This window comes from Shinella yambaruensis, assembly GCF_022899355.1.
Taxonomy (GTDB): Bacteria; Pseudomonadota; Alphaproteobacteria; order Rhizobiales; family Rhizobiaceae; genus Shinella; species Shinella yambaruensis.
In genome coordinates this window covers 662581-684063 of sequence record NZ_JALJCK010000002.1, presented here as the reverse complement: position 1 = coordinate 684063, position 21483 = coordinate 662581, and the positions used below count along the sequence as shown (strand labels likewise).

At 67.3% G+C, this 21483-nt stretch carries 18 protein-coding genes; 6 read left to right on the top strand and 12 right to left on the bottom strand.

Annotated features, from left to right (window positions below; translation table 11 throughout):
* Window positions 1-28: 28 nt before the first annotated feature.
* Entirely contained in the window at window positions 29-820 is a 792-nt protein-coding gene (locus MUU56_RS07065) for an SDR family NAD(P)-dependent oxidoreductase (protein WP_244766598.1), read from the top strand.
* 20 nt (window positions 821-840) lie between these two features.
* Window positions 841-2088: an enolase C-terminal domain-like protein gene (locus tag MUU56_RS07060; protein WP_244766597.1), complete on the top strand. Its 1248-nt coding sequence runs from the start codon at window positions 841-843 to the stop codon at window positions 2086-2088.
* Window positions 2089-2310: 222 nt separating this feature from the next.
* Here the strand turns inward: MUU56_RS07060 and MUU56_RS07055 are convergent, their stop codons facing one another.
* Genes MUU56_RS07055 through MUU56_RS07045 form a run of 3 tightly spaced genes read right to left on the bottom strand, consistent with a single transcriptional unit; the run spans window position 2311 to window position 7692 of the window.
* A complete protein-coding gene (locus tag MUU56_RS07055; protein WP_244766596.1) occupies window positions 2311-5499 on the bottom strand; it encodes an error-prone DNA polymerase in 3189 nt (1062 codons plus the stop codon).
* A complete protein-coding gene (locus MUU56_RS07050; protein WP_244766595.1) occupies window positions 5496-7019 on the bottom strand; it encodes a DNA polymerase Y family protein in 1524 nt (507 codons plus the stop codon). Before MUU56_RS07050 ends, MUU56_RS07055 begins: the two co-directional genes overlap by 4 nt.
* The gene (locus MUU56_RS07045) at window positions 6931-7692 is read right to left on the bottom strand and encodes an ImuA family protein (RefSeq protein ID WP_244766594.1); all 762 of its coding nucleotides are present in this window, start codon (window positions 7690-7692) and stop codon (window positions 6931-6933) included. The genes MUU56_RS07050 and MUU56_RS07045 overlap by 89 nt, the downstream gene beginning before the upstream one ends.
* A gap of 174 nt (window positions 7693-7866) precedes the next feature.
* Here MUU56_RS07045 and MUU56_RS07040 point away from each other — a divergent pair, with 174 nt between their 5' ends.
* Window positions 7867-8172 (top strand): hypothetical protein, encoded by a 306-nt coding sequence (locus tag MUU56_RS07040; RefSeq protein ID WP_244766593.1) that lies wholly within the window; start codon window positions 7867-7869, stop codon window positions 8170-8172.
* Window positions 8173-8282: 110 nt separating this feature from the next.
* On the opposite strand, the gene MUU56_RS07035 is transcribed toward MUU56_RS07040, so the two are convergent.
* The 3 genes from MUU56_RS07035 to MUU56_RS07025 form a co-directional block, all read right to left on the bottom strand.
* Window positions 8283-8606 carry a hypothetical protein gene (locus tag MUU56_RS07035; protein ID WP_244766592.1) on the bottom strand — a complete coding sequence of 108 codons (324 nt, stop codon included), beginning with the start codon at window positions 8604-8606 and terminating at the stop codon, window positions 8283-8285.
* Window positions 8607-8682: 76 nt separating this feature from the next.
* Window positions 8683-9702 (bottom strand): GlxA family transcriptional regulator, encoded by a 1020-nt coding sequence (locus MUU56_RS07030; protein WP_064333285.1) that lies wholly within the window; start codon window positions 9700-9702, stop codon window positions 8683-8685.
* A gap of 178 nt (window positions 9703-9880) precedes the next feature.
* Entirely contained in the window at window positions 9881-10744 is an 864-nt protein-coding gene (locus MUU56_RS07025; RefSeq protein ID WP_244766591.1) for a DMT family transporter, read from the bottom strand.
* Between the two features lie 324 nt (window positions 10745-11068).
* Here MUU56_RS07025 and MUU56_RS07020 point away from each other — a divergent pair, with 324 nt between their 5' ends.
* The gene (locus MUU56_RS07020) at window positions 11069-12463 is read left to right on the top strand and encodes an aminotransferase-like domain-containing protein (RefSeq protein WP_244766590.1); all 1395 of its coding nucleotides are present in this window, start codon (window positions 11069-11071) and stop codon (window positions 12461-12463) included.
* On the opposite strand, the gene MUU56_RS07015 is transcribed toward MUU56_RS07020, so the two are convergent.
* The 6 genes from MUU56_RS07015 to MUU56_RS06990 all read right to left on the bottom strand — a co-directional run bounded on the left by MUU56_RS07015 (window position 12460) and on the right by MUU56_RS06990 (window position 18469).
* Entirely contained in the window at window positions 12460-13242 is a 783-nt protein-coding gene (locus MUU56_RS07015) for an ABC transporter permease (protein WP_244766589.1), read from the bottom strand. The two genes, MUU56_RS07020 and MUU56_RS07015, sit on opposite strands and share 4 nt — an antisense overlap.
* A 3-nt stretch (window positions 13243-13245) precedes the next feature.
* The gene (locus MUU56_RS07010) at window positions 13246-14424 is read right to left on the bottom strand and encodes an ABC transporter permease (protein ID WP_244766588.1); all 1179 of its coding nucleotides are present in this window, start codon (window positions 14422-14424) and stop codon (window positions 13246-13248) included.
* Window positions 14421-15494 (bottom strand): ABC transporter ATP-binding protein, encoded by a 1074-nt coding sequence (locus MUU56_RS07005; RefSeq protein ID WP_398431640.1) that lies wholly within the window; start codon window positions 15492-15494, stop codon window positions 14421-14423. Before MUU56_RS07005 ends, MUU56_RS07010 begins: the two co-directional genes overlap by 4 nt.
* A 218-nt stretch (window positions 15495-15712) precedes the next feature.
* Window positions 15713-16741, bottom strand: coding sequence for an ABC transporter substrate-binding protein (locus MUU56_RS07000; protein ID WP_244766658.1), 1029 nt, complete (start codon window positions 16739-16741; stop codon window positions 15713-15715).
* A 234-nt stretch (window positions 16742-16975) separates the two neighbouring features.
* On the bottom strand, window positions 16976-17716 hold the full coding sequence (locus MUU56_RS06995; protein WP_244766586.1) for an SDR family NAD(P)-dependent oxidoreductase: 741 nt from the start codon (window positions 17714-17716) through the stop codon (window positions 16976-16978).
* 72 nt (window positions 17717-17788) lie between these two features.
* The gene (locus MUU56_RS06990) at window positions 17789-18469 is read right to left on the bottom strand and encodes a GntR family transcriptional regulator (protein ID WP_244766585.1); all 681 of its coding nucleotides are present in this window, start codon (window positions 18467-18469) and stop codon (window positions 17789-17791) included.
* Between the two features lie 282 nt (window positions 18470-18751).
* On the opposite strand from MUU56_RS06990, the gene MUU56_RS06985 reads away from it, so the two are divergent.
* Together MUU56_RS06985 and MUU56_RS06980 are read left to right on the top strand one after the other, a co-directional pair.
* Entirely contained in the window at window positions 18752-19801 is a 1050-nt protein-coding gene (locus MUU56_RS06985) for a phosphotransferase (protein ID WP_244766584.1), read from the top strand.
* 2 nt (window positions 19802-19803) lie between these two features.
* Window positions 19804-21120 carry an aspartate aminotransferase family protein gene (locus MUU56_RS06980; RefSeq protein WP_244766583.1) on the top strand — a complete coding sequence of 439 codons (1317 nt, stop codon included), beginning with the start codon at window positions 19804-19806 and terminating at the stop codon, window positions 21118-21120.
* The last annotated feature ends 363 nt before the right edge of the window (window positions 21121-21483 follow it).

Genomic DNA, 21483 nt, shown 5'->3' with positions numbered 1-21483 from the left:
GTTAAGCCGAGCGGGAAGGAGAACGACCATGAGCGCGGATGAATTTTCCGGCAGGAGCATCATCGTGACCGGCGGCAGCCTCGGCATGGGCCGGGCCTGCGCGGAACGGTTCGCGGGTGCCGGCGGCAGGGTCCTCGTCGTCGCGAACGATGCCACATCGGTGGACGAGGCCGTCGCGGCGATCGGGCCGAACGCCTCCGGCTTCGTCGGCGACGTGCGCCGGGCGGACGACATGGAGCGCGCCGTCGCCACGGCCGTGGCGCGCCATGGCGGCCTCGACGTGCTCGCCTGCTGCGCCGGCATCCAGCGCTACGGCACGGTCGTCGACACGCCGGAAGATGTCTGGGACGACGTCTTCGACATCAACCTGAAGGGCATCTACCTCGCCTCTCGCTTCGCCATCCCCGAAATGCGCAAGCGCGGCGGCGGGGCGATCGTCGCGATCTCCTCCGTGCAGGCCTATGCCTCGCAGGCGGGCGTCGCGGCCTATACGGCCAGCAAGGGCGCGATCAACGCCCTGGTGCGCGCGATGGCGCTCGACCATGCGGCGGAGAACATCACGGTCAACGCCGTCTGCCCCGCCTCCGTCGACACGCCGATGCTGCGCTGGGCGGCGGACCTGTGGAAGGGCGAGCACAGCCAGGATGAGACGATCGCGCTGTGGGGCAAGGGCCATCCGGTCGGCCGGGTGGGAAAACCCTCCGAGATCGCCGATCTCGTCGCCTTCCTCGCCAGCGACAAGGCCCGCTTCATCACGGGCGCGGACATCAAGATCGATGGCGGCACGATGGCCAAGCTCGGCATCGTCCTGCCCGAATGAACGAGAACCGGAGACCTGCCATGAAACGGCCCGTCATCACCGACATCCGCGCCACCACCGTGACGGTGCCGCTTGAGGCGCCGCTGCGCCATTCCAACGGCGCCCATTGGGGACGCTTCGTGCGCACCATCGTGGAGGTCGAGACCGATGTCGGCCTCGTCGGGCTCGGCGAGATGGGCGGCGGCGGCGAAAGCGCCGAGGCCGCCTTCCGGGCGCTGAAACCCTATCTCGTCGGCCACGATCCGTTCGAGCTGGAACAGCTCCGCTTCAAGATCTGCAACCCGACCGCCAGCCTCTACAACAACCGCACGCAGATGCATGCGGCCATCGAATTCGCCTGCCTCGACATCATGGGCAAGTTCCTCGACGTGCCGGTCTACGATCTTCTCGGCGGCAGGATGCGCGATACGGTGGGCTTTGCCAGCTACCTGTTCTTCCGCCTGCCGAACAAGGAGACGGGCGCGGGCGAGATCCGCACCGCCGACCAGCTCATCGACCAGGCACTCAGCCTCAAGAAGACGCACGGCTTCACCGCCCACAAGCTGAAGAGCGGCGTCTTTCCGCCGGATTACGAGCTGGAGGTCTACCGGGCGCTGGCCAAGGCCGTCGGCACCGACAGCGTGCGCTACGACCCCAATGCCGCCTTCACGGTGGAGGAGGCGATCCGTTTCGCCAAGGGCATCGAAGACCTCAACAACGATTATTACGAGGACCCGACCTGGGGCCTCAACGGCATGCGCCGTGTGCGCGAGAACACGCATATGCCGCTCGCCACCAACACGATCGTCGTCAATTTCGAGCAGCTTGCCACCAATGTCCTGGCGCCGGCCTGCGACGTCATCCTGCTCGACACGACCTTCTGGGGCGGCATCCGGCCCTGCATCAAGGCGGCCGCCGTCTGCGAGACCTTCCAGCTCGGCATCGCCGTGCACTCCTCCGGCGAGCTCGGCATCCAGCTCGCCACCATGCTGCATCTCGGCGCGGTACTGCCGAACCTCGTCTTCACCGGCGATGCGCACTACCACCAGCTCGTCGATGACGTGATCGTCGGCGGCCCGATGCGCTATGTCGACGGCAAGATCCCCGTGCCCACCGCCCCCGGCCTCGGCATCACGCTCGACCGCGACAAGTTGGGCCAGTATTCCGATCTCTACAAGTCGCTGGGCGGCTACGCCTATGACCGCGACCCCGCCCGACCCGGCTGGTTCTCAACCGTGCCGAACACGCGCTGGGCCGACCCGGCCGACGACCGGATCGTGGATTACTGAGCCGGATCGTCCCCGAAACCGTCGAGCAGGTCGATATCGGTGGCATGCCGGGCCTGAGGAAGCCGACACTTGCCTCCGGTCCCATCGGCTCGGATTTGCCGTCGCCATCCTCAACGCGTCTTCGAGGGAGATGACCACCGCATCTGCCGGTCGCCCTCGGCGGCAGCTGCGGCAGGCGCGTCCGGAACGTATCGACGTCCCACAGGTCGGCCTTCTGGGACCTCAATGGAAGTCGCGGGATTTGACGCGGATGGTCTGCACCGCCTCGCGGGCTTGCGGCTGCACGGCATCGCCACGCCGGCCGATGGTGGCGAAGTCGGCCGAAAGATCGGTAAGGTGCTGCACGACGATATGCACCACCTCGCCCTCCCGCTGGATGTAACCTTTGACGCCGATCATCGGCGCGCCCATCACGATGGGGCGATAGGCGAGGAAGACCTTGCGCCAGACGACGAGGTTGGCGATGCCCGTCTCGTCCTCGATCGTCACGAAGATGACGCCCTTGGCCGAGCCCGGCTGCTGGCGGACGAGCACGATGCCGGCCGTCTCGACCTTCTGGCGATCGCGAAGCCGCGTCGCTTCGGCGCAGGAAAGCAGGCGGCGACGGGCGAGGCTCTCGCGCAGGAAGCTCACCGGATGGGCCCGGAGCGTCAGGCCGACGCGGCCATAGTCCTCCACCACCTCGCCGCCCGTCGCCATGGGTCGCAATGCCACCACCGGTTCCGTCAATTCCGGCAGGGCCGCGGCCTCCCGCTCGGCCGCCGCGGAAAACAGCGGCAGCGGCTCGTCCCGCAAGCCGCGGATCGTCCACAAGGCCTCGCGCCGGGAAAGCCCGAGCGACGGCCGGAAGGCATCCGCCTCGGCAAGCCGCACCAGCGTGTCGGATGCGAGTTCCGTGCGACGCCAGAGGTCATCGACCGAGGCAAACGGCGCCTCGCCCCTTGCTGCAAGAAAATCGCCCATCTCCTTGTTGTCGAGGCCCTTGACCATCCGCAGCCCGAGCCGCACGGCAAGCCGCCCCTCCTCGTCCGTCGGCTCCAGCGTGCAATCCCAGCGGCTGGCATTGACGCAGACCGGACGCACCTCCACCCCGTGCTCGCGCGCATCGCGCACGATCTGTGCCGGGGCGTAGAACCCCATCGGCTGGGAATTGAGCAGGGCGGCGCAGAAGACGTCCGGGTGATGGCATTTCATCCAGGCGGAGGCATAGGCGATGATCGCGAAACTGTAGGCGTGGCTTTCCGGGAAACCGTAGGAGCCGAACCCTTCGAGCTGGCGGCAGATACGTTCGGCGAAATCGCGGGCATAGTGATTCTTGACCATGCCTTCGATCAGTTCGTCGCGAAACTTGTCCACACCGCCGGTCTGCTTGAAGGTCGCCATCGCCCGGCGCAACTGGTCGGCTCGTCCTGGCTTGAAACCAGCACAGTCGATGGCGACCTGCATGGCCTGCTCCTGGAACAGCGGCACGCCAAGGGTGCGTTCGAGAACCTTCCGAAAGGCCGGGTTCGGATAATCGACATCCTCTAGTTTTTGCCGACGCTTCAGATAAGGATGCACCATGTCGCCTTGGATCGGCCCCGGCCGCACGATTGCCACCTGGATGACGATATCGTAGAACGTCTGCGGTTTCAGGCGTGGCAGCATGGACATCTGCGCCCGGCTCTCGATCTGGAACGTACCGATCGTATCGGCCTTCGAGATCATCTCGAACGTCGCCTTGTCCTTGGCAGGGATGGTGGTGAGGTCGTAGTCGATCCCCTTGTGCTCTCGAAGGAAATCCAGCGCACGGCGCATGCACGACAGCATGCCGAGCGCCAGTACGTCGACCTTCATGAAGTGCAGATATTCGATGTCGTCCTTGTCCCATTCGATCACCTGCCGCTTGTCCATCGCCGCCGGTTCGATCGGGACCAGATCGTCCAGCCGGTCACGCGTCAGCACGAAACCGCCCGGATGCTGCGAGAGGTGGCGCGGGGCGTTGATCAACTGACGCGCGAGATCGAACAGCAGCCGGATACGGCGGTCGTCCACATTGAGCCCGGCCGAAACCGCATGGCTCTGCGGCACATCGTTGGACCAGCCCCAGACCTGTGAGGACAACGCTTTCAGCACATCCTCCGGCATGCCGAGCGCCCGGCCGACATCACGCATCGCCGCCCGGGAGCGATAGCGGATGACCGTCGCGCAGAGCGCGGACCGATCCCATCCGTAGGTATCGTAGATCCAGCCGATCACCTCTTCCCGCCGCTCGTGCTCGAAATCCACATCGATATCGGGTGGCTCATCGCGCTCCTCGGAAACGAAGCGCTCGAAGAGAAGATGGCTCCGCTCCGGATCGATCGCGGTGATCCCGAGAACGAAGCAGACGGCGCTGTTGGCAGCCGAACCACGCCCCTGACAGAGTATGCCGATGGAGCGTGCATGGCGCACGATCGCGTTGACCGTCAGGAAATAGGGCGCGTATTGCTTCTTTTCGATCAACGCCAATTCATGGTCGAGCCTTTCCCGCAACGTCTCCGGCAAACCGGCCGGATAGCGCTCGATAACGGCCTGGCGAACGAAGGCCTCCAAGGTTTCCTGCGAGCTCGTGTCCGGATGGGACGTTTCGTCCGGATACTGATACATCAATTCGTCCAGCGAGAACCGGCAGCGCTCGACGATCTCCAGCGTCCGCCGCAGCGCCTCCGGGTAACGCGCGAAGAGACGGTGCATTTCCTCCGGGGGCTTGAGGTAGCGGTCGGCGTGGCGTTCGCGCAGGAAGCCGGCATTGTCGATGGCGACGTTGTGGCGGATGCAGGTGACGACGTCCTGCAGCATGCGCCGGGCGGGCGCGTGGTAGAGCACGTCGTTGGTGACGACGGTGGGCACGCCATGGCGGGCGGCGAGGTTGGAGAGGTCGAACAGCCGCAGCTGGTCGTTCGGCCGGCGGCGGAGCGTGAGGGCGAGATAGCAGCGCTCCTTGAAATGCGTGTGCAGGCGGCGCAGCTGGAAGGCGGCGGTCTCGTCCGCCTCGTCCGGCACCAGCACGGCGAGGAGACCCTCGCTCCAGTCGACGACATCGGACCAGTCGAGATGGCACTTGCCCTTGCCGGCCCTCTCCTTGCCGATGGTGAGCAGGCGGCAGAGACGGCCATAGGCGGCGCGATCGGTCGGATAGACGAGCAGCGACATGCCATCGACAAGGTCGAGCCGGCAGCCGACCACCAGCCGCACCGACGGGGCATCCTCCGGAAGCTCCCGCGACGCCTTGAAGGCCTGGACGACGCCGGCAAGGCTGTTGCGATCGACGACGGCAAGCGCCTCGATGCCAAGGGCGCTCGCCTGCGCGAACAGGTCCGCACAGCTGCTCGCCCCGCGCAGGAACGAGAAGTGGGACGTCACCTGAAGCTCGGCGTAGCGCGGATTCATGCGAAAATCCCGTGCAGGAACCAGCGACCGATGCCGCTTGCCACCTGCTCTTCGTTGCCGGAACGGAAGAGCCAGAAGCGCTCCCCCCCTGTGTCCTCGACCTGGAAATAATCCCGCACGGCCGCCAGCTCGGCATCGCGCTTCCACCATTCGCCGAAGATGCGCTCCGGCCCATCGGCCCGCTTGACCAGCCGCCGCACGCCGCGCCAGGTGAAGGAGGCGGGCGGATGGTCCGGCAGGAGCGCCATGACCTCCACCGGCTCCGGCCGGGCGAGGAGACGGGCGGGACGCGGCCAGCGGCTTGGCCAGGTCGTGCCCGTCTCGGGCGAAAGCGGCGGAATGCGGCGGAAGGAGCGTTCCGGCACGTCGCTTTCCACCGGGGCGATGCGGTAGAGGCGCGCGGCACCGATGCGGTTGACGATCACGTCGACGAGGCCGGCAAGGTCCGCTTCCTCCGCCTCGATCAGTGAGGAGACGGCCTGTTGCAGGACAAGCGGTTCGGCCAGCGTCGCGGTCAGGTCCATGATCTCGATGCCGAAGCCGGGATCGATCGTCTCGATGCGGTCTGTCAGGAGCCGGATGAGCTGTCTTTCGTCGCGCGCGGGCCGCGCCGTGCCGATGCGGATCGCCTGCAGGGAATTGTCGACACGATGGAAGAGGAGATCGAGCCGGCGGGCGCCGAGGCCGCGTTTTTCCAGCGCCGCGCAGAGATCGCGCACGAGACCGGCCGTGTAGCGCGCGATGGTCTCGGGGGCGCCGATCGGCTCGCCGAAAACCTTGCGGACCGTGACGAGGTCCGGATCGCGCAGCGGATCGACGGGTTCGGAAATCGTGCCCTGAAGCTGGTCGAGCCGGCGGCCGAGAAGCGGGCCGAAGCGCAGGACGAGCGGCGCGCGCGGCACGGTCAGCACATCCCCGATCGTGGAGAAGCCGAGCACATGAAGGCCCGCCACGGTTTCCGGCGGTATCCGCAATCCCGCGACCGGCAGGGGCGACACGGTCTCGCCGGCCTTGCCCGGCGGGAGGACGCATACGGGATCGGCGAGGAAGCGGGCGGCGGCATGGGCCGCACCCCAGCTGTCGGCGATGGCGGCACGGGCAAAGATGCCGGAGGCGGAGAGACGGTTGACGAGGCCGGTCAGCATGCGCGCCTCGCCGCCGTGCAGGTGATCGGCGCCGGTCGTGTCGATGACGAGGCCATCGGGCGGGTCCGGGGCGACGATGGGCGCATAGTGCTGCAGGGCCCAGAGCGCGAGGCGGCCCAGGGCGGCGGCATCGGCCGCGGGATCGGCCGGCATGGTGGTAACGCCCGGCAGCAGCGCATGGGCCTTGGTGAGCGGCATGCCGACGCGCAGGCCCGCCTGCTCGGCCGGCCGGCTCACCGCCGTCAGGATGCGGCGCGCGCCGTCGCGGCCGACGAGCACGAGCCGGCTATCCGGCGGCGGCGCCGATGCGCCGAGCGCCCGCCGCAGGCGATCGATCGGCCAGCCGGGAAGAAAAAGCGATACGACCCTCGGCATCGGTGGCCTCCACGTCAAAGTCCGCCGCCTCGCCGGCCCGGCAGCGGGCCAGTTCCAGCAGCCATTGCGCCCGGCCGATGCCGGGCACGGGAAGGGGTGCGGAGGGCCGCACATGGACCCGCCAGCGCGTCACCGCGGCGGAGGGCTGCGCAAGGGCATCCGCCTCCTTCCGGTGGCGGAAGCGGCGCAGGGCAAGGCCGAGCGTGCCGCCGGCCTCCGCGGCGAGCTGCAGGCGGCGCGAGGCGGTCATCGACAGGCGCGCCACCTCGGCGACGACGGCGCCGAGCCCGCCATGGCGCAACCCCTCCTCGAAACAGAGCAGCAGGCTCTTCTCGTCGCCCGCCTCCACATAGAGGACGCGGCCGGGCGCAAGCCCCGCCTGCGCCAGCGCCGGCGCGAAAAGATCGCACCGCGTGAGGCACCAGAGCACCTGCCCCTTCGTGCGCGCGGCGATGCCGGCGGCAAAGAGCATAGCGGCGCTGGCCTCGACGGCATCGTTGCCGCCGCCGCAGATCTCGTGCAGGCTGGCCAGCGCCAGCCCGCCGCCCGGCAGCCGCGCGTCGATCTCCGGCACGCCGAAGGGCAGCACCGCCCGGTCGCGCTGGGCGCGGCCGTCGAACTGCCGGATGCGGTCGCGCAGATCGGCGACAACGGCATGGACGGAGGCGGACATCGGCTTGGCGGGCTCCCGGCTGAAAGACAATATGTTCTCTATTTGTTCTCAAAATCCGCAAGAGTCAATCGCCCGGTCATGCCGGAAAGATCACAGTTTGAATCATCGTCGGGAACCAAGTGGCGCGGCGAAAGTTCTCCTTTCGCCATTCCATCAAATCCAGGAGACATGTCCATGGCTGACGAAAAGAGCACCGGCAAACGCACGCTCGGCGTCGTTGAGGGGCGCGACAACATTTCGGAAGACGCCCGTGCTGCTGCGGCCGAAGCAACGGTGAACGAACAGATCGAGGCGCTGAAGACGGAAATCAGCCGGCTGAAGGAATCCGCGGGGCTGATCGCCGAAGGCACCGGCCAACTGGCGGTCGCCAAGGCGGAATCGCTGCGTGACGAGGTGCGCCAGACGATCCAGGCCAACCCGCTCGCCGCGCTGGCCGGCGCCGCCTTCATCGGCTATCTGTTCGGCCTTCGCCACCGGTGACATGCGTATCCCCGGCCAAGCCCGGGATACGTAGAAACCAAGGAAACCCGCGTCTTGCATCCGTTTCCTCACAGCATGAAAAAGCCCGGCGATGCCGGGCTTTCGTCTGTTCAGAACCAGCGCTGGCGGCGGGGCGGTTCGCTTTCGAGCGAGCCGAGCAGGTAACCGATGACGACGCCGGCAAGGCCTGCGGTCAGGACGACCGTCGAGAGCGCGGCCGGGTGTTCGCGCGCGGCCTGCGCGACGGCGGCGCCTTCGTTGCGTACATATTTCGTTGCCGAGCGGACGGCCGGTCGGGCAGCCTCCACGGCATTGCCGGCGCGATCGCGGATGGTCTCGTAGGCCTCGCTGCCGCGTTCGCCAAGGTCCTTCTGGAGCTGGGCGATCTCTGCGCGCAGGGCGGAAATCTGGGATTGGACGTCGTTGCTTGCCATTGCGGTCTCCTTGTCAGCAATGGAGACCGAACGGTTTTCGCACGGGTTGGTTCCCGGCGGCCGGGCGATTTGCCCTTCAGCCGGCCTGGCGGCGGCCGTCGCGGCGGATCTGCGAGGGCGTATCGCCGAAAGCGGCACGGAAGCGGCGGGTGAAGTGCGACAGGCTCTCGAAACCGGTCTCCAGCGCGATCTCGATCAGCGGCTTGTTGGTGCGCATCACCATGGTGAGCGCCGCGGCCATGCGGATCTTCATGTAGATCGCGCTCGGCGAGGCGCCCATGTCGCCCTCGAACAGCCGCTCGAGCTGGCGGCGGGAGACACCCGTCATGGTGGCGATGCTGTCGATCGACAGGAGGTCCTCGGTGTGCTGTTCCATCATCATGATGGCGAGGTGCACGCGGCGGTCGCGGGCCTCGAGGCCGAGCGGATTGCGCGGCTGCACGTCGGTCGCATCGCGCCGGTGGCGGATCTGCAGGATTTCCAGCGCGTTGCGCTCGGCCGCCTCGCCGACATGGTGGCGCACGAGCGTCGCGGCGAGATCGGCGACGCTGCTGCCGCCGGCACAGGTGGCAACCTTGCCGTCGAAACGGAAGATCTGTTCCGACGTCGCTTCGATATCGGGAAAACGGCCGCGGAAATCGCGGTGGTGCAGCCAGCTGACGCAGGCCGTGTGTCCCTTCAGAAGGCCCGCCTCGGCCAGGATGAAGCTGCCCGTACAGAGGCCGATCAGCCCGACGCCGGCCTGGGCGGCCTTGCGCAGATAGGCCTGGGCATAGCTGTCGATGGGCTCCTCCACCGACAGGAGGCCGCCGACGACGGCGATGTAGTCGAAACAGGCGGGATCGGCAAAGGGCGCGGTCGGGGCGACCTGGATGCCGCTCGACGAGGTGATGAAGTTGCGCGTGCTGCTCAGCACGTCCCAATCGCAGTGGACGCGGCGCGAGCGGTCCTCGCTGTCGCTGGCCAGCCGCAGCGTATCGACGAACAGCGCGAAGGCCGACAGCGTGAAACTTTTCGACAGGATGAAGCCGACCCGCAGCGCCTTCGGCGCCAGGGCACCGTTCATCTCTTTCGACGTGCGAACATCTGCCGCCATCCAGCTCTCCCAGGCCGTTCCGCCGGACACTATCGTCGAAGGCACGAACCGCTGGCAAGAGCCATAGCAGATTTCGCGCGCCGTCTCCATTCCCCGAACGCCGCCGGCTGCCGGTCCTGCGCAGGCCTGGCCGGAATTGCCTTACGCAAAACCGCTTCACACTTTTGCTGGAATTGCTTCAGCGGGCAAATTTGCGGGCGCCGGCCACGCAAAGCACGATGGCGAGCGTCGTGACCAGCATCAGCGGGCTCACGCGCTCATGCAGCAGGACGGCGGCGAGCAGCAGGCCGAAGAAGGGCTGGAGCAGTTGCAGCTGGCCCACCGCCGCGATGCCGCCGAGCGCCAGGCCCCGATACCAGAAGACGAAGCCGATCAGCATGCTGAAGACCGAGACATAGGCGAGCCCCGCCCAGGCGCTGCCGTCGATGCCGGCGAAGGTCTCGGGCAGCGAGACGAGCGCGATGATCGCCATCAGCGGCAGGGAGAGGATCAGCGCCCAGGAAATGACCTGCCAGCCGCCGAGCGTGCGCGAGAGCTTGGCGCCTTCCGCATAACCAAGGCCGCAGGCGACGATGGCCGCGACCATCAGGAGATCGCCGACGAGCGAGACTTCGCCGCCCGAATTCAGCGCGAAGCCCACCACCGTCGCGCTGCCGATGCCGGAGAACAGCCAGAACAGCGGCTTCGGCCGCTCCCCGCCGCGCAGCACGCCGAAGATGGCGGTCGCCAGCGGCAAAAGCCCGACGAAGACGATGGAATGCGCCGAGGTGATGTATTGCAGCGCCAGCGCCGTCAGCAGAGGAAAACCGACGACGACGCCGAGCGCGACGATTGCCAGCGAAAGGAGCGTATCGCGCGACGGCCTCGGCTGGCGCAGGGCAAGGAGCAGCGCCGCACCCAGCAGCGCGGCGATGACCGCGCGGGCCGATGTCAGGAACAGCGGCGAGAAATCCGCCACCGCCACGCGGGTCGCCGGCAGCGAGCCGCTGAAGATGATGACGCCGGCAAGCCCGCTGCCCCAGCCTTCCATGGATGTTTTCATTGGTCCTCGCATTCATCCTTCTTTACGGCGGCAGGGCTGGCGAAGACAGGGAAGGAGCGATACAATCTAAAAGAACTGTACTGGTTCAATTAGCAATACAGAGGCGGCAATCCCTATGGCAAGGCGGCCGCCCCTCACCCTAACCCTCTCCCCGCAAGCGGGGAGAGGGGACGTGCCCCACGCGACGATGATCGGTCGGGAAACCGGCGCGGGCATATCCCTTCGCCCCGCTTGCGGGGAGAAGGTGCCGGCAGGCGGATGAGGGGAGGACAAGCGCCTCATCCGCCTGCCGGCAAAGAAGAATCCTGGATGCGGAAAGAGAACATGACCGAAAGCACGAGCCGGATTTCCGAGGTCATGGCGACGATCAACGACCGCATCGCCAGCCGCGCGCTCGCGCCGGGCGACCGGCTGCCCTCGATCCGCCGGTTCGCCGCCAAGATGGGCGTTTCGCCCTCCACCGTCGTGGAGGCCTATGACCGGCTTGCGGCGGAGGGGCTGATCCGGGCGCAACGGGGCTCCGGCTTCTATGTCTCGCAAACCGCCCTGCCCCCGCTGAAGCTTGCCGCGGCGGAGACGCCGAAGGCGCGGGCGGTCGATCCGTTCTGGGTGTCGCGCCAGTCGCTCGACGCCGATGCCGCGGTGCTGAAACCCGGCTGCGGCTGGCTGCCGGCGGACTGGATGCCGGACGCGGCGCTGCGCCGCGCGATGCGCAGCCTGGCGAAGAGCGACGGCGACCTCCTGTCCTATTACGGCAGCACGCGCGGCTCCTCGTTCCTGCGGCGGCTGCTCATCGGCCGGCTCGCGGAGGAAGGCATTTCGGCCGGGCCGGAGCACCTGATGCTGACGAGCACGGGCACGCAGGCGCTCGACCTGATCGGCCGCTTCCTGCTGCGCCCCGGCGACACGGTGCTGGTGGACGATCCCTGCTACTTCAATTTCCAGGCGCTGCTGAAGGCGCATCAGGTGACGGTCGTCGGCGTGCCCTATACGCCGTCAGGCCCCGACATCGCGGCCTTCGAGGCCGTGCTCGCGGCGAAACGGCCGCGGCTCTACGTGACCAATTCGGCCATCCACAACCCGACGGGCGCGACCCTGTCGCCGCAGGTGGCGCACCGCCTGCTCAACGCGGCCGCCGGCAGCGAGACGATCATCGTCGAGGACGACATCTTTGCCGATTTCGAGCCGGAGCCCTCCACCCGGCTTGCCGCGCTCGACGGGCTCGACCGCGTCATCCGCATCGGCAGCTTCTCCAAGACGCTCTCCGCCTCCGCGCGCTGCGGCTATATCGCGGCGCGGCCGGATTGGATCGAGGGGCTGGTCGACCTGCAGATCGCCACCAATTTCGGCGGGCCGAGCCCGATCTCCAGCGAGATCATCGCCCATATGCTCGCCGGCGGCGGCTACCGCAAGCACATGGAAGAGCTGCGCCGCAAGCTGGTGCGCGCCCGGCGCGAGGTGGCGGAGCGGCTTTCGCGACTCGGCATCACGTCCTGGCTCCAGCCGCGCGGCGGCTTCAACCTCTGGTGCCGGCTGCCGGAGGGGCTCGATTCCGGCGAGGTCGCGCAGGCCGCCCTCGCCGAAGGCCTCGTGCTCGCCCCCGGCAACGTCTTCAGCGTGTCGCAGAGCGCCGCCGGCTTCATGCGCTTCAACGTGGCGCACATGCTGGAACCGCGCGTCTACCAGGTCCTCGCCGATGCGTTGAAACGAACGGCCTAGCGCCGCTTCGCCAGCATGGAGCGCGACAGCACCACGACGAGGCCGATCACGACGGTCGCGGCGATGAAGAGGAAGGCGGCGGCGGCGATGGCGGGGCTGATGTTCTCGCGGATGCTGGAGAACATCTGCCGGGCCAGCGTGCGCTGGTTGGGACCGGCGACGAAGAGCGTCAGCACAACCTCGTCGAGCGAGGTGGCGAAGGCGAGCACCGCACCCGAGAGTACGCCCGGCATGGCGAGCGGCAGCGTCACGCGCCGGAAGACCGTGGCGGGCGATGCGCCCAGGCTTTGGGCCGCAAGCTCCACCCGCTCGTCGATGCCGGCGAGCGCGCCGGTGACGCTGACCACCACGAAGGGCACGGCGACGACCGTATGGGCGATGATCACCCCGGCGTAGCTGTTCGTCAGGCCGAAGCCGGCGAGCAGCACCTGCATGCCAACGCCGAGCACGACCGCCGGCACCACCATCGGCAGCAGGAAGAGCGTGCGCATGGAGCCGCGGAAGAAGAGGAGCCGGTTGCGCAGACCCAGCGAGGCGGCCGTGCCGAGCACCGTGGCGAGCAGCGTCGTGCCGGTGCCGATGATCAGGCTGTTGACGATCGCCCGCCGCCAGGCATCGGCGGTGAACAGCTCCTCGAACCAGCGCAGCGACCAGGAGGGGACCGGATAGGTGAGGATGACGCTCGAGGTGAAGGCGAGCGGCAGGATGGCGATGAGCGGCGCGACGAGGAAGAGGATCGTCAGCGCGGCGAAGGCGGTCTTGGCGAGCTTCATCGGCATGGCCTATCGCCTCCCCGGTTCATCGGCGGAGAGCCGCGCATAGACGCTGTAGAGCAACAGCGTCGCGACGAGCAGCACGACGCCGAGTGCGCCGGCCATGCCCCAGTTAGCCGAGCCCGTGGCGTAGAAGGCGATGATGGACGAGATCATCTGGTCGCCCGGCCCGCCGATCAGCGCCGGCGTGATGTAGTAGCCGATCGCCGAGATGAAGACGAGCAGGCTGCCGGAGGCGACGCCGCGCAGGCTGAGCGGCAGAAGCACGCGCAGGAACGCCCGCCAGGGCGGCGCGCCGAGCGAGGCGGCGGCCGGCATCAGGTTCTTGGGAATGGTGATCAGCACGGAATAGATCGGCAGCACCATGAAGGGCAGCAGCACATGGGTCATGGCGATGATGACGCCGGTGCGGTTGAAGATCAGCGGCAGCGGCGCGTCGATGATACGCAGCCAGCGCAGGAGATCGTTGATGAGCCCCTGTTCCTGCAGGAGGATGAACCAGGCGGCGGTGCGCACCAGGAGCGAGGTCCAGAGCGGCAGCAGGACGGCGCCGAGCATCAGGTCGCGCTTCCAGCCGGTCAGCGAGGCGGCGATGATCGCATAGGGAAAGCCGATGCAGGCGCAGGCGAAGGTGACGAGCGCGGCGATCCAGAAGGTCCGCACGAGGATCACCCGGTTGACGGACTGGTCGGCCGGCAGGTGCTCGATGCTGCCCGCGGCATTGCGGCCGAGATCGACGGCGGCGAGCAGGTTGCGGTCGGTATAGGGCGAGAGCGCATCGGCGATCGCCAGCCAGAATTCCGGCCGTTCCCAGCGCTGGTCGATGGAGACGAGGTCGGCGGGCGGACTGACCGTGTCGTCCAGCGCGCTCGTCGTCTTCGCCATCAGCGTGCGGAAGCCGGAGCGGGCGCTGTTGAGGCGGCGCACCATGTCGCCGAGCGCCTGGTCGTCGTCGACGGCCTTGAGGTCTTCCATCAGCGCCGCCTGCATGGGCATGGTCGGCGGCGAGGCGCGATCCCAGTCGGCCAGCACCTCGGCGCTGCGCGGCAGGAGGCGCAGCACGGCCGGATCCGACACGGCCTGCGACATCATGCTGATCAGCGGCCAGACGAAGAAGCCGACGAGGAAGAGAAGCAGCGGCGCCAGCAGGAGGAGCGACCGGCCGGTCCGGGAGGAGCCCGCGCTCATGGCGCGATGACCCGGCAGTCACCGGCCGAAAAGCCCGCATAGACCCGCGTGCCCGGCGGGAATTCACGCGACCGGCGGCCGAGCTTGGCGATCAGCGGATGGGCGGCGTTCTGCAATTGCACGCGCAGGTGATCGCCCTGATAGACGCTGTCGGTGACCTCCGTCTCCAGGCAGTTGCGCGCATCGCCCCGCGTCTCGCTGAGATCGACCCGCTCCGGCCGGATGGAAAGGAAGACGGGCTGGCCGGAGGAGACGCTGCCGGAAACCGCCGAGACGATCTGCGCCCCGGACGGCAGGCGCACGGTCGCCTCCTCCCCCTCGACCGCCTCGACGACGCCCTCGACCAGGTTGGTCTCGCCGATGAATTCGGCGACGAAGCGCGTCGCCGGCTCGTCATAGACCTGCCGGGGCGTGCCGATCTGCTCGATCCTGCCCTTGTTGAAGACGGCGACGCGGTCCGACATGGTCAGCGCCTCCGACTGGTCGTGCGTGACGAAGACGATCGTCAGGCCGAGGCGGCGGTGCAGGTCGCGGATATCGAGCTGCATCTGCTCGCGCAATTGCTTGTCGAGCGCACCGAGCGGCTCGTCCATCAGCACGACGCGCGGCTCGAAGACCAGTGCGCGCGACAGCGCCACGCGCTGCTGCTGGCCGCCGGAAAGCTGCGAGGGGCGCCGGTCGGCGAAGGCCGAAAGCTGCACCATGTCCAGCGCCCGCTTGACGCGCCCCTCGATCTCCGCCCTGCCCATGCCGCGCATCTGCAGCGGAAAGGCGACGTTCTCGCCGACCGACATGTGCGGGAAGAGCGCGTAGCTCTGGAAGACGACGCCCATGTCCCGCCTGTGGGTCGGCACGTCGTTGATCGCGGTGCCGTCGAGCAGGATGTTGCCCGATGTCGGCTGCTCGAAACCGGCGAGCATCATCAGGAGCGTCGTCTTGCCGGAACCGGACGGGCCGAGCAGGCTGACGAACTCGCCCTTGTCGATGCCGAGATCGAGATTTTCGACCACGCAGAGCGGGCCGTAGAATTTGGTGATGCGGTCGAAACGGATGAATTCGGCCAAGGTCATTCTCCATCGGAACGGTCGCTGGCGGGCAAGCACCCCTCATCCGCCTGCCGCCACCCTCTCCCCGCAAGCGGGGAGAGGGGGATGTTGCGCCGTTTTCCTCAACATATGCCTGCGCGCCTGTTTAGGCCCGAGCCTTGCCGCAATTGCCTTCTCCCCGCCTGCGGGGAGAAGGTCGCGGCAGCGGGATGAGGGGCATTTCCGCCCCGCAAGCAGCAGCCTTACTGCGCCAGCCAGGCGTTGAAGCGCTGGGTCAGCGTCTCCGCATTGTCGATCCAGAAATCGACATCGAGGGCGATCGAGTCCGTCATGTTGGCCGGATCGGTCGGCAGGTCCTTGGCGAACTCGGCCGGAACCTTGGCCGCCGCTTCCTTGACCGGCAGGCCGTAGGCCACGAATTCCGGCAGCTTCGCCTGGTTGTCGGGCTCGCTGGCAAAGGCGATGAAGTCCTGCGCGGCGTCCTTGTTCTCCGCATCCTTCAGCACGACCCAGCTGTCGACGGCGTAGATGCTGCCCGGGAAGACGACCTTGAAGTTCTTGCCTTCCGTGCGGTTGATGCCGGTGATGCGGCCGTTATAGGCCGACGTCATCGCCACTTCGCCGGAGGCGAGGAACTGCAGCGGCTGGGCGCCCGATTCCCACCAGACGATGTTCGCCTTCAATTCGTCGAGCTTCTTGAAGGCGCGTTCGACGCCCTCCTCCGTGCCGAGCACGTCATAGAGCTCGTCCTTGGAGACGCCATCGGCGAGCAGCGCGAATTCGAGCGTGTATTTCGGCCCCTTGCGCAGCGAGCGCTTGCCGGGGAATTTTTCGACGTTCCAGAAGTCCGCCCAGGAGGTCGGGCCTTCCGCCAGCTTGTCGCCGTCATAGGCGATTGCCGTGGACCAGACGATCGCGCCGACGCCACAGTCATTGACCGCGCTGTCGAGGAACCTGTCCTTGCCGCCCATCTTGTCCCAGTCGATCTTCTCGTAGAGGCCGTCGGCACAGCCGAGCGCCAGTTCCTCCGCCTCCACCTGCACGGCATCCCAGTTCGGCGCGCCGGCCTTGACCTTCGACTGGATGACGCCGATGCCGCCATCCCAGGCTTCGTCGAGCACCGGCTTGCCGGACTTTTCGGCGAAGGGCTTGAAGTAGATGTCACGCTGCGCGTCCTGGTAGTTGCCGCCCCAGGAGACGATGGTGAGGTCGCGCGCGAGCGACGGCGCGGCAAGGCCTGCCGACAGCACGATGGCCGCGGCCGTGAGCATTCCGGATTGAAAGACAGTCTTCATTGCACTCCCCTTTTCTTCGTTTGTGAAGGAACCGGATGGCCCGGCCCTGATGACGATCCTTTGTCGGACTGCCGGCCCGCCCCGGCCTTTGGCCTGTCGGCGGCGCTTGCAGCCTCTCCGGTCGTCGCGCCCTTTCCCCTGGGCGTTACGGCCGATTGATGCATTCCGGGTCTTCCCGGTCAACGGGATATTTTCCCCGCTTGACAGTCGTCAGACGTGCTGCCCTCCGTTGATGTGGATTTCCGCGCCGTTGATGTAGGAGGACGGCTCGGTGCAGAGGAAATAGATGGTTTCCGCGACTTCCCGCGGCTCGCCGAGCCGCCGCATCGGCACTTCCGCCGCCACCAGCTCGTCGGTTCCCGGCGAGAGGATCGAGGTCTCGATCTCCCCTGGCGCAATCGCATTGGCCCGCACGCCGCGGCGGCCGAATTCATGCGCCATCTCGCGCGTCAGCGAAGCCAGCGCCGCCTTGGAGGCCGCATAGGCGACGCCCGCGAAGGGATGCACGCGGGAACCCGCGATCGACGTGACGTTGACGATCGAGCCCTTCGCCGCTTCCAGCTCCGGCATCAGCGCGCGGGCGATCAGCGCCGTCGAGACGAGGTTGACATTGAGCACCTGCGTCCAGACGTCTGCATCCGTATCGAGCACGCCGAGGCGGCTCCTGCCCGGCCCCTTCGGCGAAATGCCGGCATTGTTGACGAGCGCGTGCAGCCGGCCGTTCGGCAGCCGCTCGCGCACTGTGGCGGCCAGCCGGTCGATCTGCGAAAGGTCGGCAAGGTCCGCCTGGATATGGCTTTCACGGGCGGACGGCCAAGCGCATTCCTCGGAAAAGGGCTGGCGGGAGACGGTCAGGATACGCCAGCCCTTCGACTGGAAAAGCTTGACCGTCGCATGGCCGATGCCGCGGCTCGCTCCCGTCAGCAGCATGTAGCGGCGTTCTTCGGTCATAAGCGATCTCCATTGATGCTTGATACATCGTAATAGGCCAATTCCGAATTGCAAGCCCTCCCGCGCGAAAGGCTATGCCCGGCGCGCCTCCCGCTCCCCGACCCCTTCGATGCGCTCCAGGATCGGCTTGCCGCCGAGCAGGATATCGTCGACGATCGCCATCGAGGCCGCCGCCGGATCGTGGCGCTTCAGCGCTTCCACGACCGGATAGTGATGATCGATCATCGCCCGGCCGCCGGCGATGTAGGCGTCCGAAATGTGCGGCCCCATCTGCAGCCAGAGCCGCCGCAGGATGGTGGTCAGCACCGGAAGCCCGGCGATCTGCGGCAGCAGGAAGTGAAAGGCCTGGTTGAGTTGCGTGCCCTTCAACCGGTCCCCGGCCGCGATTGCCTGCTCGTTTTCCCGCAGGATCTGCTCCAGCGCCTGGATGTCCGCGCTGGTCGCCACCTGCGCGGCGGTTTCCGCCGCCAGCCCCTCCAGCCGGATGCGGATCGCCCGGATTTCCCGGTAGCGGCTTTCGTTGAGGCCCGGAATGCGGATGTCGCGCGGCGAGCGGAAGGTGATCGCCTCGTCATTGGCCAGCCGCAGGATGGCGTCGCGGATCGGCGTGACGCTGGTGCCGAACTGTTCTGCGAGGTCCCGGATCTTCAGCCGGTCGCCGGGCTGGAACCGGCCCTGCATCAGCGCGTCGCACAGCGCGCCATAGACGACGCTGTTGAGGTTTTCGTGTTCCAGTGTCGTGAATTCAGCCATGGCACTGATCCGCAAAATCGAGTAACAAGATACTTGATGCATCTTTTTTGACGTGTTTCAAGTATCACCTGCCGCGTGCATCATCCGCCAAACGCCGTATGGAGGCAATGTCACCGGTGCCGCCATCGGCAGGCGACGCGGAAGGAGCGGCGAAACCAGCGGGAAACCGCACCCGGAGCAATTCCAGCAAAAGTGCGAAGCGGTTTTGCGTCTGGAATTGCGTAGAACAAGCAGAGCGTTTTCGCGATTCGAAGAGAGGCGGAAATGCTCCAGGGAGCAAGCATGACGCAGCCAGCGCCGGCAACCAAGAAGACGGATTCGATGTCGGCGACCTGGAGCGCGACGGCGCTCCCCGATGCCGAGGCCGCCGTCGCCGCGGTCTATGGCCTCTCCGGCGCAGTGAAGCGGCTTTCCAGCGAACGGGACGAGACGTTCCTCTTCACAAGGTCGGACGGCACCGATTTCGTCCTGAAGATCGCCAACCCGGCGGAGGACCCCGCGGCGCTGGAATTCCAGGACGGCGCGCTGCTGCACCTTGCCGCCGCCGCCCCGGCCGTGCCCGTGCCGCGGCTCGTTCCGACGAAAGCGGGCGAGCCGAGCCATGCGCTTGCCACCGCCGACGGCCCGCGCATCATGCGCCTCCTCACCTTCCTCGACGGCGAATTGCAGTACCGCACGCCCGTCTCCGAGGCGCAGAGCCGCAATGTCGGCCGCGCGCTCGCCGAACTCGGCCTTGGCCTTGCGAACTACGACGGCCGCCCGCCGGCCGGAAAGCTGATGTGGGACATTTCCCACACGCTCGACCTTTGCGCGGTCGTCGACCATGTCGCGCCCGAGCGGCGGGCGCAGGTGGAAACCGTGCTCGCCGAATTCGAGCGCGCCCTTCCCGCCATCACCGGCCTCACGCGGCGGCAGATCATCCACAACGACTTCAACCCGCACAACATCCTGCTCGATCCGGCGGAGCCGACGCGGGTGGTGGGCATCATCGATTTCGGCGACATGGTGCATGCGCCGCTGGTCAACGACCTCGCCGTCGCCCTCTCCTACCATCTCGCGACGGACAACTGGGCGGCGCGCACCGGCGCCTTCCTCGCCGGCTTCCTGTCGGCGCGCGCGCTGGAGCCCGGCGAGATCGAGCTGCTGCCGCTCCTGACGCGCTGCCGGCTGGCCATGTCGGTCATCATCGCCGAATGGCGCTCCGCCCGCTTCCCGGAAAACCGGGACTACATCATGCGCAACCACGCCACCGCCTGGCGCGGCCTGCAGAACATAGGCGATCTCACCCCCGCCGGGCTGAAGAGGCTCGTGCCCAACCTTTCCGAGGCCTGATCATGTCGATGGTGAATGCATTTTCGCGCGAGGATTTCGAACGGCTCAGCGAGGCCGAACGGGCGCTGATCGCCCGCCGGGAAAAGGTGCTCGGCCCCGCCTATCGCCTGTTCTACGAAAAGCCGCTGCACCTCGTGCGCGGCGAAGGCGTCTTCCTCTATGACGCTGCGGGCGAAAGATACCTCGACGCCTACAACAACGTCGCCTCGGTCGGCCATTGCCATCCGCGCGTCGTGGAGGCGATCACCCGCCAGACCGCCGTACTCAACACCCATACGCGCTACCTGCACGAAGGCATCGTCGACTATGCCGAGGCACTGACCGCCACCTTCCCCGGCGACCTCAGCCAGGCCATGTTCACCTGCACCGGCAGCGAGGCCAACGACCTTGCCGTGCGCATCGCCCGCTTCGTCACCGGCGGCACCGGCATCATCGCGACGGAACTCGCCTATCACGGCCTGACGAGCGCGGTCGCAGAATTCTCCCCCTCGCTCGGCGAGGCCGTGACGCTCGGGGCCCATGTGCGCACCGTGCCGGCGCCGGACAGCTACCGCCATTCGCCGGAAGAGATGATGGAGAAATTCGGCCGCGACGTCAGCGCCGCCATTGCCGACCTGAAGCGCCACGGCATCAAGCCGGCCATGCTGATCACCGACACGATCTTTTCCAGCGACGGCATCTTCGCCGGTCCGAAAGGCTTTCTGAAGCCGGCGGTGGATGCGATCCATAGCGCGGGCGGCCTCTTCGTCGCCGACGAGGTGCAGCCCGGCTTCGGCCGTACCGGCGAGGCCATGTGGGGCTTCGAGCGCCACGGCGTCTCCCCCGACATGGTGACGATCGGCAAGCCGATGGGCAACGGCTACCCGATGGCCGGCATCGTGCTGCGCCCGGACGTGGTCGCCGAGTTCGGCCCCCGCGCCCGCTACTTCAACACCTTCGGCGGCAATCCGGTCGCCGCCGCCGCCGGCAAGGCCGTGCTCGACACGATCCGGACGGAAGGCCTGCAGCAGAACGCCCTGGAGGTCGGCCAGTACCTGATGGACGGCCTGAAAGGCCTTGCCCGCCTCCACCCGGCCCTCGGCGACATCCGCGGCTCCGGCCTCTTCATCGGCGTCGAGATCGTCGCCGACCCCGCGACGAAACAGCCCGACGCCGCCCTGACGACCCGCATCGTCAACGGCCTGCGCGCCCGCCGCGTCCTGATCAGCGCCTCCGGTCCCAACGCCAACATCCTGAAAATCCGCCCGCCCCTCGTCTTCTCCCGCGAGAACGCCGACATGCTGGTGGACGCGCTAGCCGACGTGCTGAAGCCGGCCTGACGGCCGACACGCCGGAGCGCGCATCCGCCCGCTCCGGCCTAAAGGGCAGCCGCCTTCATCGGCGCACATTTCCGGCTCCGCCGTTTCGGGCAGCACTCCAACATGGAGACGGCAGGAACCTCTACGCCAAATCCCGCTTCCTCGAGACGTTTCAATCCCTGCCCCTCCGCAAGGAGGCGATCCGTCGCTCGACGAGGCCTATCTCGACGTCACCCAGTTTCAATCCACACCTCCGCAGGGAGGTGCCCCCGGCGGCGTTCGCTATCGCGTGGCCTTCGTCGTTTCAATCCACACCTCCGCACGGAGGTGACCGCTGCGCTTCGGCACAGCGACCTTGACCCTTCGCGTTTCAATCCACACCTC

Bases quoted from the DNA above. Each gene is read 5' to 3' on its own strand.
- MUU56_RS07045 (WP_244766594.1), bottom strand. From the start codon at position 7,692: ATGTCCGCCTCCGTCCATGCCGTTGTCGCCGATCTGCGCGACCGCATC.
- MUU56_RS07020 (WP_244766590.1), top strand. From the start codon at position 11,069: ATGACCGAAAGCACGAGCCGGATTTCCGAGGTCATGGCGACGATCAAC.
- MUU56_RS07040 (WP_244766593.1), top strand. From the start codon at position 7,867: ATGGCTGACGAAAAGAGCACCGGCAAACGCACGCTCGGCGTCGTTGAG.
- MUU56_RS06980 (WP_244766583.1), top strand. From the start codon at position 19,804: ATGTCGATGGTGAATGCATTTTCGCGCGAGGATTTCGAACGGCTCAGC.
- MUU56_RS07065 (WP_244766598.1), top strand. From the start codon at position 29: ATGAGCGCGGATGAATTTTCCGGCAGGAGCATCATCGTGACCGGCGGC.
- MUU56_RS07010 (WP_244766588.1), bottom strand. From the start codon at position 14,424: ATGAGCGCGGGCTCCTCCCGGACCGGCCGGTCGCTCCTCCTGCTGGCG.
- MUU56_RS06990 (WP_244766585.1), bottom strand. From the start codon at position 18,469: ATGGCTGAATTCACGACACTGGAACACGAAAACCTCAACAGCGTCGTC.
- MUU56_RS07030 (WP_064333285.1), bottom strand. From the start codon at position 9,702: ATGGCGGCAGATGTTCGCACGTCGAAAGAGATGAACGGTGCCCTGGCG.
- MUU56_RS07055 (WP_244766596.1), bottom strand. From the start codon at position 5,499: ATGAATCCGCGCTACGCCGAGCTTCAGGTGACGTCCCACTTCTCGTTC.
- MUU56_RS07050 (WP_244766595.1), bottom strand. From the start codon at position 7,019: ATGCCGAGGGTCGTATCGCTTTTTCTTCCCGGCTGGCCGATCGATCGC.
- MUU56_RS07035 (WP_244766592.1), bottom strand. From the start codon at position 8,606: ATGGCAAGCAACGACGTCCAATCCCAGATTTCCGCCCTGCGCGCAGAG.
- MUU56_RS07000 (WP_244766658.1), bottom strand. From the start codon at position 16,741: ATGCTCACGGCCGCGGCCATCGTGCTGTCGGCAGGCCTTGCCGCGCCG.
- MUU56_RS06985 (WP_244766584.1), top strand. From the start codon at position 18,752: ATGACGCAGCCAGCGCCGGCAACCAAGAAGACGGATTCGATGTCGGCG.
- MUU56_RS07005 (WP_398431640.1), bottom strand. From the start codon at position 15,494: ATGACCTTGGCCGAATTCATCCGTTTCGACCGCATCACCAAATTCTAC.
- MUU56_RS07025 (WP_244766591.1), bottom strand. From the start codon at position 10,744: ATGAAAACATCCATGGAAGGCTGGGGCAGCGGGCTTGCCGGCGTCATC.
- MUU56_RS07015 (WP_244766589.1), bottom strand. From the start codon at position 13,242: ATGCCGATGAAGCTCGCCAAGACCGCCTTCGCCGCGCTGACGATCCTC.
- MUU56_RS07060 (WP_244766597.1), top strand. From the start codon at position 841: ATGAAACGGCCCGTCATCACCGACATCCGCGCCACCACCGTGACGGTG.
- MUU56_RS06995 (WP_244766586.1), bottom strand. From the start codon at position 17,716: ATGACCGAAGAACGCCGCTACATGCTGCTGACGGGAGCGAGCCGCGGC.